Origin of the sequence: Microbacterium sp. PMB16, assembly GCF_051294855.1 — a bacterium.
Lineage (GTDB): Bacteria > Actinomycetota > Actinomycetes > Actinomycetales > Microbacteriaceae > Microbacterium.
In genome coordinates this window covers 1,777,803-1,793,122 of the sequence record NZ_CP145908.1, presented here as the reverse complement: position 1 = coordinate 1,793,122, position 15,320 = coordinate 1,777,803, and the positions used below count along the sequence as shown (strand labels likewise).

The following is a 15,320-nucleotide window of genomic DNA, read 5'->3' as shown; positions in this document are numbered from 1 at the left end:
GTTATGCACCGAAATCCGCGGCGCCACCCTCAGTAGGCTGGACCGGTGAAGATTCTCGTCCTCGGTTCCGGTGCCCGTGAGCACGCGATCATCCTCGCTCTGCGGGCAGAGCAGGCGGAGCACGAGATCTTCGTCTCCCCCGGCAACGCCGGCATCGCGCAGGACGCCACCCCCGTCTCGGTCGATCCGCTCGATGGCGCGGCGGTGACCGCGTTCTCGAACGAGCACGGGATCAACCTCGTCGTGGTCGGCCCCGAGGCGCCGCTCGTCGCCGGTGTCGCCGACGCCCTGCGCGAGCACGGCATCCCGGTGTTCGGCCCGGGCAAGGCCGCGGCGCAGCTCGAGGGTTCGAAGTCGTTCGCGAAGCGTGTGATGGATGCCGCGGGCGTGCCGACCGGTCGTGCTGTGCGTGCGGCGACGGTCGCCGAGGTCGAGGCCGCGTTCGACGAGCTCGGCGCCCCCTATGTCGTCAAGGCTGATGGCCTCGCCGCGGGCAAGGGCGTCATCGTCACATCCGACCGCGCCGAAGCACTCGCGCATGCCGAGCACTACCTCCCGGCGGGTCCGGTGCTGATCGAGGAGTTCCTCTCCGGCCCCGAGGTCTCGCTGTTCTTCCTGAGCGACGGCGACACCGTGCGCGCGCTCAGCCCCGCGCAGGACTTCAAGCGGGCACTCGACGGCGATGCCGGTCCCAACACGGGCGGCATGGGCGCATACTCCCCGCTGCCATGGCTGGCCGATCAGTTCGGCAGCGAGCAGGCCTTCGTCGACGAGGTCACCCGCGACGTCGCCCTTCCGGTGATCCGTCAGCTCGACGGAGAGGGCACCCCGTTCATCGGCCTCCTCTACGCGGGCCTGATCCTCACGCCCGCGGGCATCCGCGTGATCGAGTTCAACGCGCGCTTCGGCGACCCCGAGACGCAGGTGGTGCTGCCGCGGCTGGTGACCCCGCTGTCCGAGCTGCTGTTCGCCGCGGCATCCGGCACTCTGGAAGACCAGCCGGAACCCGTCTTCCGCGATGACGTCGCGATCACGGTGGTGCTGGCGAGCGAGGGGTACCCGGAGGCGCCGCAGACCGGGCGCCCCATCGAGGGATTGGCGGATGCCGCAGCCGTCGAGGGCGTGCACCTCGCGCACGCGGCGACCGCCAGTCCGGACGCGCCAGGCGGCTCGCTCGTCGCGTCGGGTGGGCGGGTGCTGAGCGTGGTCGCCGTGGCATCCGACTTCCGCACCGCGCGCGACCGCGCATACGACGCGATCGGGCGCATCGGCCTCGACGGCTCGCACCACCGCACCGACATCGCGGCGCGCGTCGCGGAGTAGCGGCGCAACCCGGTCGCGATTCGCGCGATCCGTCGTTTCTCGGAGGATTCCTGCCGAATCATCCGAGATTCCTGCCATCTTCCGAATTCCGCACCCTGCACGCTTGACTTCGCCAGCTTTCTTCAAGAAAGTGGGCGGATGCCGCTCCGCTCCGACTGGTCGTCGACGACCTGCCCGATCGCCCGCTCCGCCGATGTGCTCGCCGACCCCTGGGTGCTGGTCATCCTGCGCGAGCTGTTCTCGGGCCGCAGCCGGTTCGACCAGCTGCGCGACGCGACCGGCGCCGCCGACTCGGTGCTCGCCCGCCGACTGAGCTCGATGATCGATGCCGGGCTGCTCGCCCGCAGCGGCGAGCCGCGCGCGGGCTATCGCCTGACGGATGCCGGACGCGAGACGCTGCCGATCCTGCACGCCTACGCCCGCTTCAGCCGGGTCACCGACCCCGATGACGAGTTCGGGCTGACCGTGACGTGCGGCCGGTGCGGCGAGCCGGCGGCATCCGTCGACTGGTGCCCGTCGTGCGCCGCCCCGCTCGACGCCGACAGCACCCTCTGGGCCCGACGCAGCATGGGCGGCACCCCCTTCGCTCTCTCCGGAGCCGGGGCATGACCGCCGAATCGGTCGAGGAGCCCACTCGGTTGCCCGCCGCCCGTCCGCGCCGCTTGCACCCCGCCTGGACCGTCGCGCTGGTCGCGCTCATCGCGCTGATCGGCGCTGCCGGCTTCCGCGCCGCGCCGGGCGTGCTCATGGTGCCCCTGGAGGAGGAGTTCGGCTGGACGACAGCCGAGCTGTCGCTCGCGGTCTCGATCAACCTGCTGCTCTACGGCCTGATCGCGCCCTTCGCCGCGGCGCTGATGCAGCGATTCGGCATCCGTGCGGTGACCGTCGTCGCACTGTTCGTGATCGGCGCGGGTGCGGCGCTGAGCGTGCTCGTCGCGACACCGGGGCAGCTGATCCTGACCTGGGGCGTGCTGATCGGACTCGGCACCGGATCGATGGCCCTGGTGTTCGCCGCGACCATCACCGACACGTGGTTCTCAACCCGCCGCGGGCTCGTCTCGGGCGTGCTCACGGCCGGCAGCGCGACCGGACAGCTCATCTTCCTGCCGGTGATCGCGGCCGCGGCCGAGGAGATCGGCTGGCGCGGAGCATCCTTCATCATCGCCGGAGGAGCGCTCGCGGTCGCACCCCTCGTCTGGATCTTCCTGCGCAACCGCCCGAGCGACCTCGGCGTCACCCGCTACGGCGAGACCGAGCCGTACGCCGCCCCGACGCCGACACCGCGCGGTTCGGCCTGGGGCGCTGCGCGCCTGGCGATCACGACGCTGCGCGAAGCCGCGCGCACCAGGACGTTCTGGGCGCTCGCGATCGGGTTCGCCATCTGCGGCGCGACCACGAACGGCCTGATCGGCACGCATTTCATCCCCAGCGCCCACGACCACGGGATGCCGACCACGACCGCCGCCGGTCTGCTCGCGGTGGTCGGGATCTTCGACATCGCCGGCACCGTCTTCTCGGGATGGCTCACCGACCGGGTGAACCCGCGCATCCTCCTCGCGGCCTACTACGCCCTGCGCGGCGTGAGCCTGCTGTTCCTGCCGAGTCTGCTGTCGGCCGAGGTGCAGCCGAGCATCGTGGTGTTCATCGTGATCTACGGGCTCGACTGGGTCGCCACGGTGCCGCCGACGATCGCCCTGTGCCGCGAGGTCTTCGGCGACAAGGGGCCGCTCGTGTTCGGCTGGGTGTTCGCCGCGCATCAGATCGGCGCCGGCATCGCCTCGATCCTCGCCGGGATCATCCGCGATCACACAGGGCAGTACACGTTCGCGTGGTTCGCCGCCGCCGGGTTGTGCGCGGTCGCAGCACTGGTCAGTGCGACGATCCGCCGGCACGGGCCTCGTGCGTCAGCATCCGATCCCGCCGTCGCGCCCGCGCAGCCCCTCGCCGACTGAGCCACTCACTCGCCCTGCACAACTTCGGAGGTCGGGGGCGACACACGGGCACCCGAGGCCGATCAGCGGCGCGTCGTGTCCGATCTCCGAAGTCGTGCACGTGGAGCACCGACGGGGCGTGCTCGGCACCCCGAGACCCGGGGTCAGAGCACCTTGGAGAGGAAGTCCTTCAGGCGCTCGTTCTTCGGGTCGCCGAACAGCTCGGCGGGCGGAGCCTCCTCGACAACGACGCCGCCATCCATGAAGACCGTGCGACCGGAGACCTCACGGGCGAAGCCCATCTCGTGCGTCACCAGGACCATCGTCATGCCGCCGGAGGCCAGGTCGCGGATGACCTGCAGCACCTCCCCGACCATCTCGGGGTCGAGGGCGCTCGTGGCCTCGTCGAAGAGCATGATCTCCGGGTCCATCGCCAGCGCGCGGGCGATGGCGACGCGCTGCTTCTGCCCACCGGAGAGGGATGCCGGCTTCGCATCGGCCTTCTCCGAGAGTCCGACGCGCTCGAGCAGAGCCAGGGCTCTGGTGCGCGCGTCGGCCTTGGAGAGCTTGCCGAGCTCGATCGGCGCGAGCGTGATGTTCTCGACCACCGTCATGTGCGGGAAGAGGTTGAAGTGCTGGAACACCATGCCGATGCGCTGACGCACCTCGTCGAGCTTCACGCTCTTGTCCGTGAGGTCGACGCCGTCGATGACGACCTTGCCCGACGTGGGCTCCTCGAGCTTGTTGAGGCAGCGCAGCAGAGTCGACTTCCCGGAGCCCGACGGACCGATGACCGCGACGACCTCGCCATCCTCCACCGTGAGGTCGATGCCCTTGAGCACCTCGTTGTTGCCGAAGGACTTGTGCAGGTTCTGCACGTCGATCTTGCTCATGCGTTGAACTTCCTCTCCAGGCGGTTCGCGAGCAGCGTCAGCAGCGTGATCACGACGAAGTAGATGATGGCGACGATCGTCAGCACCTGCGCCGACAGGTACGTGGAGGCGATGATCTGTCGCGACTGGAACGTCAGCTCCGCGAGTCCGATGACGCTGATCAGCGACGTGTCCTTGAGGGTGATGATGCCCTGGTTCACGAACGACGGGATCATGATGCGGAACGCCTGCGGCAGCACGACCTTCTGCATGGTCTTCCAGTGGCCGAGGCCGAGCGAGCGCGAGGCCTCGTTCTGCCCGGGATCGACCGCCTGGATGCCGCCGCGGATGATCTCGGTCATGTACGCACCCGTGTTGAGCGAGAGCGTGATCGCGCCGGCGACGAACGGGTTGAACTGCAGTCCCGGGAACAGCTGCGGCACGGCGAAGAACACGAAGAACGCCTGCACCAGGATCGGGGTGCCGCGGAACACGAACACGTAGGCGGTCGCGAGCCAGCGGAACGGCAGGAACTTCGAGATGCGGCCGAAGCCGAACACGATGCCGAGGATGAACGAGGCGACCAGCGCGACCAGCGTCGCGAGGATCGTCAGCCACAGTCCGCTCATCAAAGCCGGCCAGTACTTCACCGCGACCGAGATGATGTCGGTCGGCTGCGTCGACGTCTCGCCCGCGCTGAGGTAGGTGTCGACGATCTCGTCGTACTCGCCCGAGTCCTTCAGGTTCGCGAGGCCCTCGTTGAACATCTCGATCAGCTCGGGGTTCATCCCCTTGTTGACCGCGAATCCATACTCGCCGCCGAGCTCGGGCTGGCCGATCAGGCGGAAGCCGGAACCCTGCTGGATGCCGTACGCCAGCACCGGGAAGTCCTCGAAGTATCCGACGGCCTGGCCGGCCTTGACGGCATCCACCATGTCGGTGGTGTCGGAGTAGGGCGTGATGGTGAAGCCGTACTCGTCCTGGTTCTCCTCGGCGAAGGTCTGTCCCTGGGTGCCGGTCTTGACCGCGACCTTCTTGCCGTCGAGGTCGTCGAGGGACTGGATGTCGCTGGCCTCGAGCACCCCGAGCTGGATGCCGCTGGTGAAGTACGGGTCACTGAAGTCGAAGGTCTGCTTGCGCTCATCGGTGATCGACATGCCCGCCATGACGGCATCCACCTGGTTCGACTGGAGGGCCTGCAGGGCCGCGTCGAATCCGAGCTGACGGATCTCGACCTCGAAGCCCTGATCCTTCGCGATCGCGCGGAGCAGGTCCATGTCGATGCCGACGAGCTCGCCGTCGGCGTTGGTGAACTCGAACGGCGCGAACGTCGTGTCGGTGCCGATGATGTACGACTCGGTGTCGTCGGCGGCGACCGCGGCAGATGTTCCGCCGAGCAGAGCGCCGATGGCGACGAAGGCGGCCAGCGCCGTCGCGCCGGCGGTGCGACCGAATCGGCGCAGGCGCGCAGAGGGAGTGGGGATCACGACGGATGCTCCTCGGGATCGGACGATGCGACCGGACAGCCGCCGAGCATCCACCCTAACGGGCAGCCGTTCACAGCGCCGCGCTCCTCTGCCGACGAAACCCACGCTCGGGTCGCGAGAACGCACCCTTCCGACGGACGGATGGGTGCGTTTTCGCGACGGGAGCTATTCGGCGGGGACGGATGCCGGGGCGTCGGCCTTCGCGGACCTCTGGTGCGGGGCACCACGGAGGAAGAGCGAAGCGACGAGTCCGATCACGATCACGCACGCCGGCAGCAGGATGGCCTGCGACATCCCTGCGGAGAAGCCCTCGGCGACGGCGGCCGGCAACTCCCCGCCCGAGCCGATCGATCCCGCGGCATCGCCCATCCCGGGGAGGTTCGCTTCGAGCCGCGCCTGCATGAAGGTCGCGATCGCCGCCGAGCCGATCACCGAGCCGATGGTGCGGGTGGTGTTGTAGATGCCTGCGCCGGCGCCGGCCTGACGCATCGGGAGCATCCGGGTCGCGGTGGTCGCGAGCGGACCCCACATGCCGGCGCTGCCGATGCCGAGCAGCGCGGACGGGAACAGGAACATCCAGATCTCGCTGTCCATGTTGACCAGCGAGGAGTACCAGACCAGCGCCGCGCCGAACGCGATCAGGCCGGGGATGAGGATCAGTCGCGGATCGGTGCGGTCGAGGATCTTCCCCGCGAGCGGCGCGAGCACACCGGAGAACACGGCCATCGGGATCATCAGCAGCGCGGCCTGTGTGGGCGTGAGCCCCCGTGCGATCTGCAAGAAGAACATCAGCGGCAGCGACATGCTCGTCACGGCGAAGCCGACCGTGGCGATCGCGATGTTCGCGCCGGCGAAGTTGCGATCGCGGAACAGCGCGAGGGGCACGAGAGCCTCGCTCGTGGTCTTCCACTGCTGCACGATGAACAGCGCGAGCACGACGAGGCCGGCGACGATCAGGCCCCAGACCGAGATCGGGCCCCAGATGACGCCCCAGTCGTACTTCTCGCCTTCCTGCAGGCCGAACACGACCAGGAAGATCGCGACGGCGCTGAGGATCACGCCGAGGATGTCGAAGCGGTGCGGATGCGTCTGCAGCTTCGGCACGAGGATCCACGCGGCGACGAAGGCGATCACACCGACGGGCAGGTTGACGAAGAAGATCCACTCCCACCCGAGGCTGTCGACGAGCACGCCGCCGAGCAGCGGACCGACGAGCGTCGCCACACCGGCGGTGGCACCCCAGAGGCCCATGGCCGCGCCGCGGCGATCCGGCGGGAAGGTGCGGGTGATGACCGCCATCGTCTGCGGCGTCATGAACGCGGCGCCGAGACCCTGCACCGCGCGGGCGACGATCAGGCCCTCGAGCGAGTTCGACAGACCGCACCAGAGCGAGGCGAGGGTGAAGACCGCGAGGCCGATCAGGTAGATGTTCTTGGGGCCGAAGCGGTCACCGAGGCGCCCGGTGATGAGCAGCGGCACCGCGTAGGCGAGGAGGTAGGCGCTGGTGACCCACACCACGTTGTCGAGGTTGTTGGTGTCGGGGTCGAGCGCGGCCTTGATCGCGGGGTTCGCGACCGAGACGATCGTGGTGTCGACGAGGATCATGAAGAACCCGATGACGAGCGCCCAGAGGGCGGGCCAGGGGCTCTTCGGTCGGTGACCTGCGGCGAACGTCCCCGTGCCGGGACCCGTCGCCTGGCGTGATTCGGTCATTGCTGTGCAGCCTTTCGCTGAGCGAGGTAGCGGTCGGAGTCGGTGAACGCCGACGGACCCCAGGGGATGCTGTCGGCTTCGAGGCGTGCGAGGAGGGTGTCGAGCCATCGGATCTCGGCGTCGAGGAGCGCCTCCTGACGCTCCACTTCGACGAGCACCTGCGCGGGGACTCCTTCGTCCGCGGACCTGCGCAGTCCATCTCGGTGCGCCGCGTGGTCGTCGCGCAGGCCAGAGCGGCGGACGCGCAGCAGCTCGATGAATTCCTCGCGTTCGAGGTTGTGTGACTCCGCGAGGGCGATGCGGAACTCGGCAGGTCGATCGATCCGTGCGATCTCGCGTCGCACCCACGCGACGACGGCGTCGCGTCCGGCATCCGTGAGCGTGTATGTCGTCCGCTCGGGACGGTTGCCGTCGCGATCGATGCCGACCTCGTCGACGAGTCCTGCCCGCTGCAACCGCGAGACCGTGTGATAGAGCGTGCCCGTCGTGATCGTGAGCAGACGGTCGTCGCGGCGCACGCGCAGCAGGCGCGCCATCTCATAGGGGTGCATGTCGGATTCGCGCAGCAGCGCGAGCACCATCACCCCCATAGGTGTGAGCCGATCCACGGCATCCTTCATGTTCCACCTCGATTAGTCCACATGGACTATACACCCGTCGCGACTCGGAGACCAAGGCCGCCCGCGCGCTCTGGAATGATGGAGCGGGTGAGCACCTCTTCAGAAGGCACGGCACTGGTCATTCCCGGCTGGCGGCACATCTACTCGGGCAAGGTCCGCGACCTGTACGCCTCGGAGGATGCCGAGGACACGCGCATCCTCGTCGTGGCGTCCGACCGCGTGAGCGCGTTCGACTTCGTGCTCTCCCCCGGCATCCCGCAGAAGGGCGCGCTGCTCACCCGCCTGAGCCGCTGGTGGTTCGCACAGCTCTCCGACACGCCGAACCATCTCGCCGCGGGCGAGATCCCGGATGCCGTCGCCGACCGCGCCATGCTGGCGCAGTCGCTCGAGATGCTGCCCGTCGAGTGCGTCGTGCGCGGCTACATCACCGGCTCCGGATGGGTCGAGTACCAGGAGAGCGGCACGGTCTGCGGCATCCCGCTGCCGGCGGGCCTCGAGAACGGCGACCGCCTGCCCGAGCCGCTGTTCACCCCGGCGTACAAGGCGCCGATGGGCGAGCACGACGAGAACATCACCTTCGAGAAGACGGTCGAGCTGGTCGGTTCCGCGCGCGCGGCCGAACTGCGCGACGTGTCGCTGGCGCTCTACTCACGCGCCGCAGCGATCGCAGAGGAGAAGGGTCTGATCCTCGCCGACACCAAGTTCGAGTTCGGGACGGATGCCGACGGCGTGCTGCGCCTCGCCGACGAGGTGCTCACGAGCGACTCGTCGAGGTACTGGGACGCCGAAGCCTGGGAGTCGGGCTCCACCCCGAGCGAGCGGATGGCGAGCTTCGACAAGCAGATCGTGCGGGACTGGCTGGCCGCGAACTGGGACAAGCAGGGCGAGCCGCCGCTGCTTCCCGAGGATGTCGTCGAGCGCACCGCCGACCGCTACCGCGAGCTGATCGAGCGCCTCGGGGCGTGACGTTTCGTCTCGCTCCGCTCGCTCAACGACCGGAAGGCACGCGCCGCACGTCGGTGTGGATGAAGTCGTCGCCCTTGAAGAGCAGCGGCTCGTCGCGGGTGATCGCGAGCGCGTAGGAGAAGCAGTCGCCGTAGTTCAGGCGTGCGGGGTGGCCGGAGCCGCGGCCATATCGAAGGTAGGCGCGTCCGACGAGCCGGGCCTGCGTCTCATCGACCGATACGACGGTCGTTCCCGCGTTGCGCAGCATCGTCTCGATCTCAGCCATTCCGTCCGGACCTGCGAATCCTCCGCCGACGATCAACGCTTCCGCGAGAGTTCCCGCCGAGATGACTCCACCCACATTCGCGAGCAACTCCTCGAAAGCCTCGGCTTCTGGCTCATCCTTCACGATCGCGATCAACGCTGACGTATCGATGATCATCGGGGCAGGCCGTTCTCGTCATACATCTCGTCCATGATCTCCTCGATAGACGGTCCGATCGGCTTCAGAGCACGAAAACGCCGAACGGTCTCCCGGATCGCCGCACGCTTGCGCTCGACTTCGGCTTCCTTCGCCCCCTCGAGCTCCGCGATCCGCCGACGCACGGCATCCTCGACGGCACTCGTCTGACTCTGACCGGTGAGCTCGGCCAACTGACGTACCAGCGCATGCGTCGTCTCGTTCTTGATGTTGAGGCTCATGTCTACCAATCTACCCTCGATGTCTACCATGGTAGAAAGCCACCCAGCCAACACTCAGGAATCGGTAGTGTGGCTCCAGCGCTGTCGCGATCCCCCGAGCGACATCCCCCGAGACTGAGGAGCCCGCATGGCCCTGTGGAAGCTGCATGGAAACGGCCGCACGGTCGAGGCCGGCGCCGTCGTCACCCCTGAGGAACGTCTGAACTGGCCCGCGACCATCGCGATCGGCGCCCAGCACGTGGTGGCGATGTTCGGTGCCACGTTCCTGGTGCCCACACTGACCGGTTTCCCGGTGTCGACGACGCTGCTCTTCAGCGGTCTCGGCACGCTGATCTTCCTGCTGATCACGAAGAACCGGCTGCCCAGCTACCTCGGCTCCTCGTTCGCGTTCATCGCCCCCATCACGGCGGCCGTCGCGGCCGGCGGCACCGGCTCGGCCCTCGCGGGCGTGGTCGCCGTCGGCATCCTCCTGACGGTCGTCGGCCTGGTCGTGCAGTTCGCCGGCCTCCGCTGGGTCGACGCTCTGATGCCCCCGGTCGTCGCCGGTGCCATCGTCGCGCTCATCGGGTTCAACCTCGCCCCGACCGCCTGGAACAACTTCAAGATCGACCCGGTCACCGCCACCATCACGCTCGTCGCGATCATCGTGTTCGCCGTGCTGTTCCGCGGCTTCCTCGGCCGCATCTCGATCTTCCTCGGCGTCGCAGTCGGATTCGTCTACGCCGCGTTCACAGGCTCGTTCAGCGTCCCGAGCGAGCTGCGCGGTGGCAAGACGCCCGCCGAGCTGATCTCGGATGCGCCCTGGATCGGCCTGCCGCACTTCGACTTCCCGAACTTCGTCGAGCCGGGCACCTGGTCGACCATCGCGATGTTCCTCCCCGTCGTGCTCGTGCTGATCGCCGAGAACGTCGGACACGTGCGCGGCGTCGCGACGATGACCGAAGACCCCGAGATCAACAAGCACACCGGCCGCGCGCTCATCGCCGATGGTGTCGCCACCACGATCGCCGGAGGCTTCGGCGGGTCGGGCACCACGACCTACGGCGAGAACATCGGCGTGATGGCCGCGACCCGCGTCTACTCGACCGCGGTCTACTGGGTCGCCGGTCTGTTCGCGATCCTGCTTGCGTTCTCACCCAAGGTCGGCGAGGTGTTCAACTCGATCCCGGCCGGCGTGCTGGGCGGCGCGACCACCGCGCTCTACGGCCTGATCGGCATCATCGGCATCAAGATCTGGGTCGACAGCCGCGTGGACTTCTCGCGCCCGGTGAACCAGTACACCGCGGCGGTCTCGCTCGTGATCGGCATCGCCGGGTTCTCGATGCAGCTCGGCGACTTCGCCTTCGGCGGCATCGTGCTCGGCACCGTCGCGGCCCTGCTGATCTACCACGTCGGCAACTTCATCGCCCGCGCCCGCAAGACCGGCGCCGACGACCCGAAGCCGCTCGAGGCGGTCGGCCCACTGGGCGGCGACCCGGCGTAGGCCGTCCCGCCCGGTCCGGCACCACGGACAGCGGTGCACAACTCAGCAAGAATTCGTCGAAACTCGTCCGCGAGGCCCGTTGCAGCCCGTTTCAGCCCGTTTGGGGAAGTTCTTGCTGAGTTGTGCACCACCCGCGGGCGCAGCGCTCACCGGATGACGGCGAGCACTCCGTCGGCTGTGACGATCGCAGACAGCTCCGCTCGCTGCGACAGCGTGCCGGAGCGATGGGCGCCGACCGTGGTCTCCATCTTCATCGCGTCGAGCACGGCGACCGGGTCGCCCTCCGCGACGTCCGCACCGTCGTCGACGAGCCAGCGCACGAGCGTGCCGGGGGCAGGTGAGCGCAGCTCGGTCGGGTCGGATGCAGCGGGCGCCTCTCCATCCGCCGGCCGACCGAGTCCGGCCAGGAGAGCCGCGGGCACACCGAGCATGACGCGACGCCCGTCGATCTCCACCGGGAAGCGCTGCAGACCGGCATCCGACACGGCGTCCGGTCGCAGCTGCGGCTCGAGCTTCGGCAGCAGCGTGCGCTCGATCCACTGCGTGTGCACCGCGAAGGTGTCCGTCGCGAATGCCCGGTCTTCCAGCGCACGTCGGTCGAACGGGATCACCGTCGCCGGGCCCTCGACCGCGAGCTCGCGCAGTGCCCGTCGCGCCCGCACCAGAGCAGCGTCACGCGAGTCCGCATGCACGATGAGCTTCGCGATCATCGAGTCGAAGGCCGGCTGCACGACGTCGCCCGCCTCGATGCCGCTGTCCCAGCGCACGCCGGGTCCGCCCGGGATCCGCAGCGCGTCGACACGACCGGGGCTGGGCAGGAACCCGCGCCCGGGGTCCTCGGCGTTGATTCGGAACTCGAACGCGTGCCCCACGGGCACAGGCGTCTCGGAGATCGACATCCCCTCGCCGAAAGCGATGCGGAACTGCTCGCGCACCAGGTCGGTTCCGGTGACCTCTTCGGTGACCGGATGCTCCACCTGAAGCCGGGTGTTCACCTCGAGGAACGAGATCGTGCCGTCCGCGGCGAGGAGGAACTCCACCGTGCCCGCGCCGCGATACTGCACCTCGGCGCAGATCGATCGCGCGGCATCGTGGAAGCGCGCCCGCTGCTCGCCCGACAGCCCCGGCGCCGGCGCCTCCTCGATGAGCTTCTGATTCCGACGCTGCATCGAGCAGTCCCGGTCCCCCACGACCACGATGCCGCCGAGCCCGTCACCGAGCACCTGCACCTCGATGTGCCGCGGACTCTCCAGGAAGCGCTCGACGAAGCACTCGCCACGGCCGAACGCCGCGATGGCCTCCCGGGTGGCGGCGTCGAAGGCCTCGGCGACGTCGGACAGCTCGTGCACGACCTTCAACCCGCGCCCGCCACCGCCGAACGCGGCCTTGATCGCGATCGGGAGTCCGTGCTGCTCCGCGAAGGCCACCGCCTCCTCCGGACCGGCCAGCGGTTCGTCGGTACCGGCCGCCAAGGGAGCCCCGACCCGCTGTGCGATCCGGCGCGCGGTCATCTTGTCGCCCAGCGCATCGATGCTGTCCGGCGACGGACCGATCCACACGAGCCCCGCGCCTTCCACGGCTCGCGCGAACTCCGCACTCTCGGAGAGGAAGCCGTAGCCGGGGTGCACGGCATCCGCTCCCGACTGCCGCGCCGCGGCCAGCACTGCGTCGATGGAAAGGTAGGTCGTCGCAGCGGTGTCTCCGCCCAGCCCGACGGCCTCATCGGCGAGTCGTACGTGCAGGGCGTCGGCATCCTGATCCGCGTAGACGGCGATCGACGTGTAGCCGGCTTCTGTGCAGGCGCGGATGATCCGCACCGCGATCTCGCCGCGATTGGCGATCAGCACCTTGGTCATGAGGTCTCCTTGACGATGAAGCGAAGACGCGTCCCCGGGGCCAGCTGACCGGCGAGGTCGAGGCTCCGATCGGTGACGGCGCCGATGATCGGGTACCCACCGGTGAGGGGGTGGTCGGGCAGGAACAGCACCGGCTGGCCGTCGGGCGGCACCTGGATCGCGCCGGTGACAGCGCCCTCGCTGGGCAGTTCCGTGCAGATCGACCGTTCCAGCGGCGCGTCGCCCTGGAGACGGATGCCGACACGGTCGGACCGCGGGGTGACGGTCCACTCCTGACCGGTGAGGGTCTCGAGCGCGGCGGGCGTGAACCAGTCGTCGCGCGGGCCGAGGGTGATCTCCAGGTCGACGACGTCACCGGATGCCGGGAGATCACGAGTCACGGCACCGGGCTCCACGGAGTGCGGAGCGTCGTCACCGATCGCGATCACGTCGCCGGGTTGCAGTGGCTTCGGCCCGAGCCCGGCAAGCGTGTCGCTGGATCCACTGCCCAGCGCGGGTGTCGCGCGCAGTCCGCCGCGGACGGCGATCACGTACCGCAGCCCGCTCTCCGGGTGTCCGAGACTCAGCTCGTCGCCGTCGACCGTGGCGAAGGGCTCTCCCTGCGCGACCGGTCGCGCGGCACCGTCGACGTCGGTCAGCTGCAGCGAACCGAGCGCTCCTGCGACCGCAGCGACGCCGTCACCGCGGAAGCGCAGCACCATCCCGCCGACGCTCTCGAGCACGGCGGCCGTGGTCCGATTGCCCACCGCCCGATTCGCGTCGCGCATCGCCCGACGGTCGGCGACTCCGGATGCCGAGACTCCGAGCGCCGCGAAACCAGGACGACCGGCATCCTGCACCAGCAACTGCAGCGACGACCGGACCACCTCGACGGCGGGCCGGGTCGGAGAGACGAGGGGATCTGCGTCCGGGACGGCGTGCCCGGCGGCGGCGCGCCGCTGCGCGCCCGGGCTGTCTCCGTTCTCCGCAAGCCGCGCCGTCGCCCGGACCCGCTCGAACGTCACCCGCACTCCGGGAGACAGCAGTGCCGGCGGGTCGCGGTCGATGTCCCACATCACGGCATCAGTACGTCCGATGAGCTGCCATCCGCCGGGGCTCTCGCGGGGATACACGCCGGTGAACGGTCCGGCGAGTGCGACGGAACCGGCGGGCACCCGCGTGCGGGGCGAGGAACGCCGCGGCACGTCGAACAGCGGATCGCCGCTCACGACGTACCCGAATCCGGGAGCGAATCCCGAGAAGGCGACCTGCCAGTCGGCGGCGAGGTGACGGTTCACGAGCTCGTCCGAGGAGACCCCGAGCAGGGTCGCGGCCTCGGCGAGATCCTCCCCGTCGTACTGCACGGGAACGGTGACCTGTCCGGAGCGTGGCAGGTGGCCGCCGTCCACCTCGGTCGACGCCAGTACGATCGCGAGGTCGGCGGCCGACACGCGCTGCGGATCGAAACGCACCAGCACGGTGCGGGCTCCCGGGATGCGCTCGACGATGCCGGGCACCCCCTCCCACGCGAGATTCAGCCGCATGGCCTCGTCGAGGTCCGCGGCCTCGACGAGAAGGGCGCGATCGGATGCTGTGAGGATGCGCATCAGGCGGAGACTCCGTGGGCGAGGGCGGGCATGTCAGACCCGCGCGAACGGGGCGATCGTGACGCCTGCTGCCTGCAGCATCCGCTTGGTCTCCGCCGCCATCGCGACGGATCCTGGGCTGTCGCCGTGCACGCAGATCGACTGGGCGACGACGGGCACGTCGGTGCCGTCGATCGCCCGGATCACGCCGTCGGATGCGAGGCGCACCATGCGTTCGGCGACGACGGCCGGATCGTGCAGCACCGACCCCTCCTCGGTGCGCGACACGAGCTGCCCGTCGGGCTGATAGGCGCGATCGGCGAAGGCTTCGGCCGCGACGGCGAGCCCGGCCCGTTCGGCGACGTCGAGCACGACGCCGCCCGCGAGACCCAGCAGCACCAGGCGCGGATTGATCGCCCGGATCGCGGCCACCACGTCCTTCGACTGCCGTTCGTCGCGGGCGATCGTGTTGTAGAGCGCCCCGTGCGGCTTGACGTACGCGACGGTGCCACCGACCGCGGAGGCGAGGCCGATGAGCGCCCCGAGCTGGTACTCGACGTGCGCCTGCAGCGTGGCCGAGTCGATGTCGACCTTCGTCCGGCCGAAGTTCTCGTAGTCGCGGTATCCGGGGTGGGCGCCGATCACGACACCGCCCTGCACGGCGGCAGCCAGTGTCTCGCGGATGCCCTCGGGGCTGCCGGCGTGGAAGCCGCACGACACGTTCGCGCTCGTGACGAGACGGAGCATGCTCTCGTCGTCGCTGACGATGCGGTCTGCGACGTTCTCGCCGAGGTCCGAGTTCAGGTCGATCGTCGCCATGCGA

The 15,320-nt window shown here is 69.2% G+C and carries 14 protein-coding genes; 5 read left to right on the top strand and 9 right to left on the bottom strand.

Going from position 1 to position 15,320, the window contains the following annotated elements; translation table 11 throughout:
* The first annotated feature begins 45 nt into the window (after nucleotides 1-45).
* The 3 genes from purD to V5D55_RS08605 all read left to right on the top strand — a co-directional run bounded on the left by purD (nucleotide 46) and on the right by V5D55_RS08605 (nucleotide 3,275).
* A complete protein-coding gene (purD, locus tag V5D55_RS08615) occupies nucleotides 46-1,323 on the top strand; it encodes a phosphoribosylamine--glycine ligase (protein ID WP_435748988.1) in 1,278 nt (425 codons plus the stop codon).
* Between the two features lie 138 nt (nucleotides 1,324-1,461).
* Nucleotides 1,462-1,932: a winged helix-turn-helix transcriptional regulator gene (locus tag V5D55_RS08610; protein WP_435748987.1), complete on the top strand. Its 471-nt coding sequence runs from the start codon at nucleotides 1,462-1,464 to the stop codon at nucleotides 1,930-1,932.
* The gene (locus V5D55_RS08605) at nucleotides 1,929-3,275 is read left to right on the top strand and encodes an MFS transporter (protein WP_435748986.1); all 1,347 of its coding nucleotides are present in this window, start codon (nucleotides 1,929-1,931) and stop codon (nucleotides 3,273-3,275) included. Before V5D55_RS08610 ends, V5D55_RS08605 begins: the two co-directional genes overlap by 4 nt.
* Before the next feature lie 143 nt (nucleotides 3,276-3,418).
* Here V5D55_RS08605 and V5D55_RS08600 read toward each other — a convergent pair whose 3' ends face one another.
* The 4 genes from V5D55_RS08600 to V5D55_RS08585 all read right to left on the bottom strand — a co-directional run bounded on the left by V5D55_RS08600 (nucleotide 3,419) and on the right by V5D55_RS08585 (nucleotide 7,946).
* Nucleotides 3,419-4,147: an amino acid ABC transporter ATP-binding protein gene (locus tag V5D55_RS08600; protein ID WP_435748985.1), complete on the bottom strand. Its 729-nt coding sequence runs from the start codon at nucleotides 4,145-4,147 to the stop codon at nucleotides 3,419-3,421.
* Nucleotides 4,144-5,613 carry an amino acid ABC transporter substrate-binding protein/permease gene (locus tag V5D55_RS08595; protein WP_435748984.1) on the bottom strand — a complete coding sequence of 490 codons (1,470 nt, stop codon included), beginning with the start codon at nucleotides 5,611-5,613 and terminating at the stop codon, nucleotides 4,144-4,146. The genes V5D55_RS08600 and V5D55_RS08595 overlap by 4 nt, the downstream gene beginning before the upstream one ends.
* 165 nt (nucleotides 5,614-5,778) lie before the next feature.
* A complete protein-coding gene (locus V5D55_RS08590; RefSeq protein ID WP_435748983.1) occupies nucleotides 5,779-7,326 on the bottom strand; it encodes a DHA2 family efflux MFS transporter permease subunit in 1,548 nt (515 codons plus the stop codon).
* On the bottom strand, nucleotides 7,323-7,946 hold the full coding sequence (locus tag V5D55_RS08585; RefSeq protein ID WP_435748982.1) for a PadR family transcriptional regulator: 624 nt from the start codon (nucleotides 7,944-7,946) through the stop codon (nucleotides 7,323-7,325). The genes V5D55_RS08590 and V5D55_RS08585 overlap by 4 nt, the downstream gene beginning before the upstream one ends.
* A 78-nt stretch (nucleotides 7,947-8,024) precedes the next feature.
* On the opposite strand from V5D55_RS08585, the gene V5D55_RS08580 reads away from it, so the two are divergent.
* The gene (locus V5D55_RS08580; RefSeq protein ID WP_435748981.1) at nucleotides 8,025-8,912 is read left to right on the top strand and encodes a phosphoribosylaminoimidazolesuccinocarboxamide synthase; all 888 of its coding nucleotides are present in this window, start codon (nucleotides 8,025-8,027) and stop codon (nucleotides 8,910-8,912) included.
* 22 nt (nucleotides 8,913-8,934) lie between these two features.
* On the opposite strand, the gene V5D55_RS08575 is transcribed toward V5D55_RS08580, so the two are convergent.
* Together V5D55_RS08575 and V5D55_RS08570 are read right to left on the bottom strand one after the other, a co-directional pair.
* The gene (locus tag V5D55_RS08575; protein ID WP_435748980.1) at nucleotides 8,935-9,333 is read right to left on the bottom strand and encodes a type II toxin-antitoxin system VapC family toxin; all 399 of its coding nucleotides are present in this window, start codon (nucleotides 9,331-9,333) and stop codon (nucleotides 8,935-8,937) included.
* Entirely contained in the window at nucleotides 9,330-9,593 is a 264-nt protein-coding gene (locus V5D55_RS08570; RefSeq protein WP_435748979.1) for a type II toxin-antitoxin system VapB family antitoxin, read from the bottom strand. The genes V5D55_RS08575 and V5D55_RS08570 overlap by 4 nt, the downstream gene beginning before the upstream one ends.
* Before the next feature lie 127 nt (nucleotides 9,594-9,720).
* Between V5D55_RS08570 and V5D55_RS08565 the strand changes: the two genes are divergently transcribed.
* Nucleotides 9,721-11,076 (top strand): uracil-xanthine permease family protein, encoded by a 1,356-nt coding sequence (locus tag V5D55_RS08565; RefSeq protein WP_435748978.1) that lies wholly within the window; start codon nucleotides 9,721-9,723, stop codon nucleotides 11,074-11,076.
* 146 nt (nucleotides 11,077-11,222) lie between these two features.
* On the opposite strand, the gene V5D55_RS08560 is transcribed toward V5D55_RS08565, so the two are convergent.
* Genes V5D55_RS08560 through V5D55_RS08550 form a run of 3 tightly spaced genes read right to left on the bottom strand, consistent with a single transcriptional unit; the run spans nucleotide 11,223 to nucleotide 15,316 of the window.
* A complete protein-coding gene (locus V5D55_RS08560) occupies nucleotides 11,223-12,932 on the bottom strand; it encodes an acetyl/propionyl/methylcrotonyl-CoA carboxylase subunit alpha (RefSeq protein WP_435748977.1) in 1,710 nt (569 codons plus the stop codon).
* Complete coding sequence (locus tag V5D55_RS08555; RefSeq protein WP_435748976.1) at nucleotides 12,929-14,518, bottom strand: carboxyltransferase domain-containing protein; 1,590 nt, start codon at nucleotides 14,516-14,518, stop codon at nucleotides 12,929-12,931. Before V5D55_RS08555 ends, V5D55_RS08560 begins: the two co-directional genes overlap by 4 nt.
* A gap of 33 nt (nucleotides 14,519-14,551) precedes the next feature.
* Nucleotides 14,552-15,316 carry a LamB/YcsF family protein gene (locus tag V5D55_RS08550; RefSeq protein ID WP_435748975.1) on the bottom strand — a complete coding sequence of 255 codons (765 nt, stop codon included), beginning with the start codon at nucleotides 15,314-15,316 and terminating at the stop codon, nucleotides 14,552-14,554.
* Between the last annotated feature and the right edge of the window lie 4 nt (nucleotides 15,317-15,320).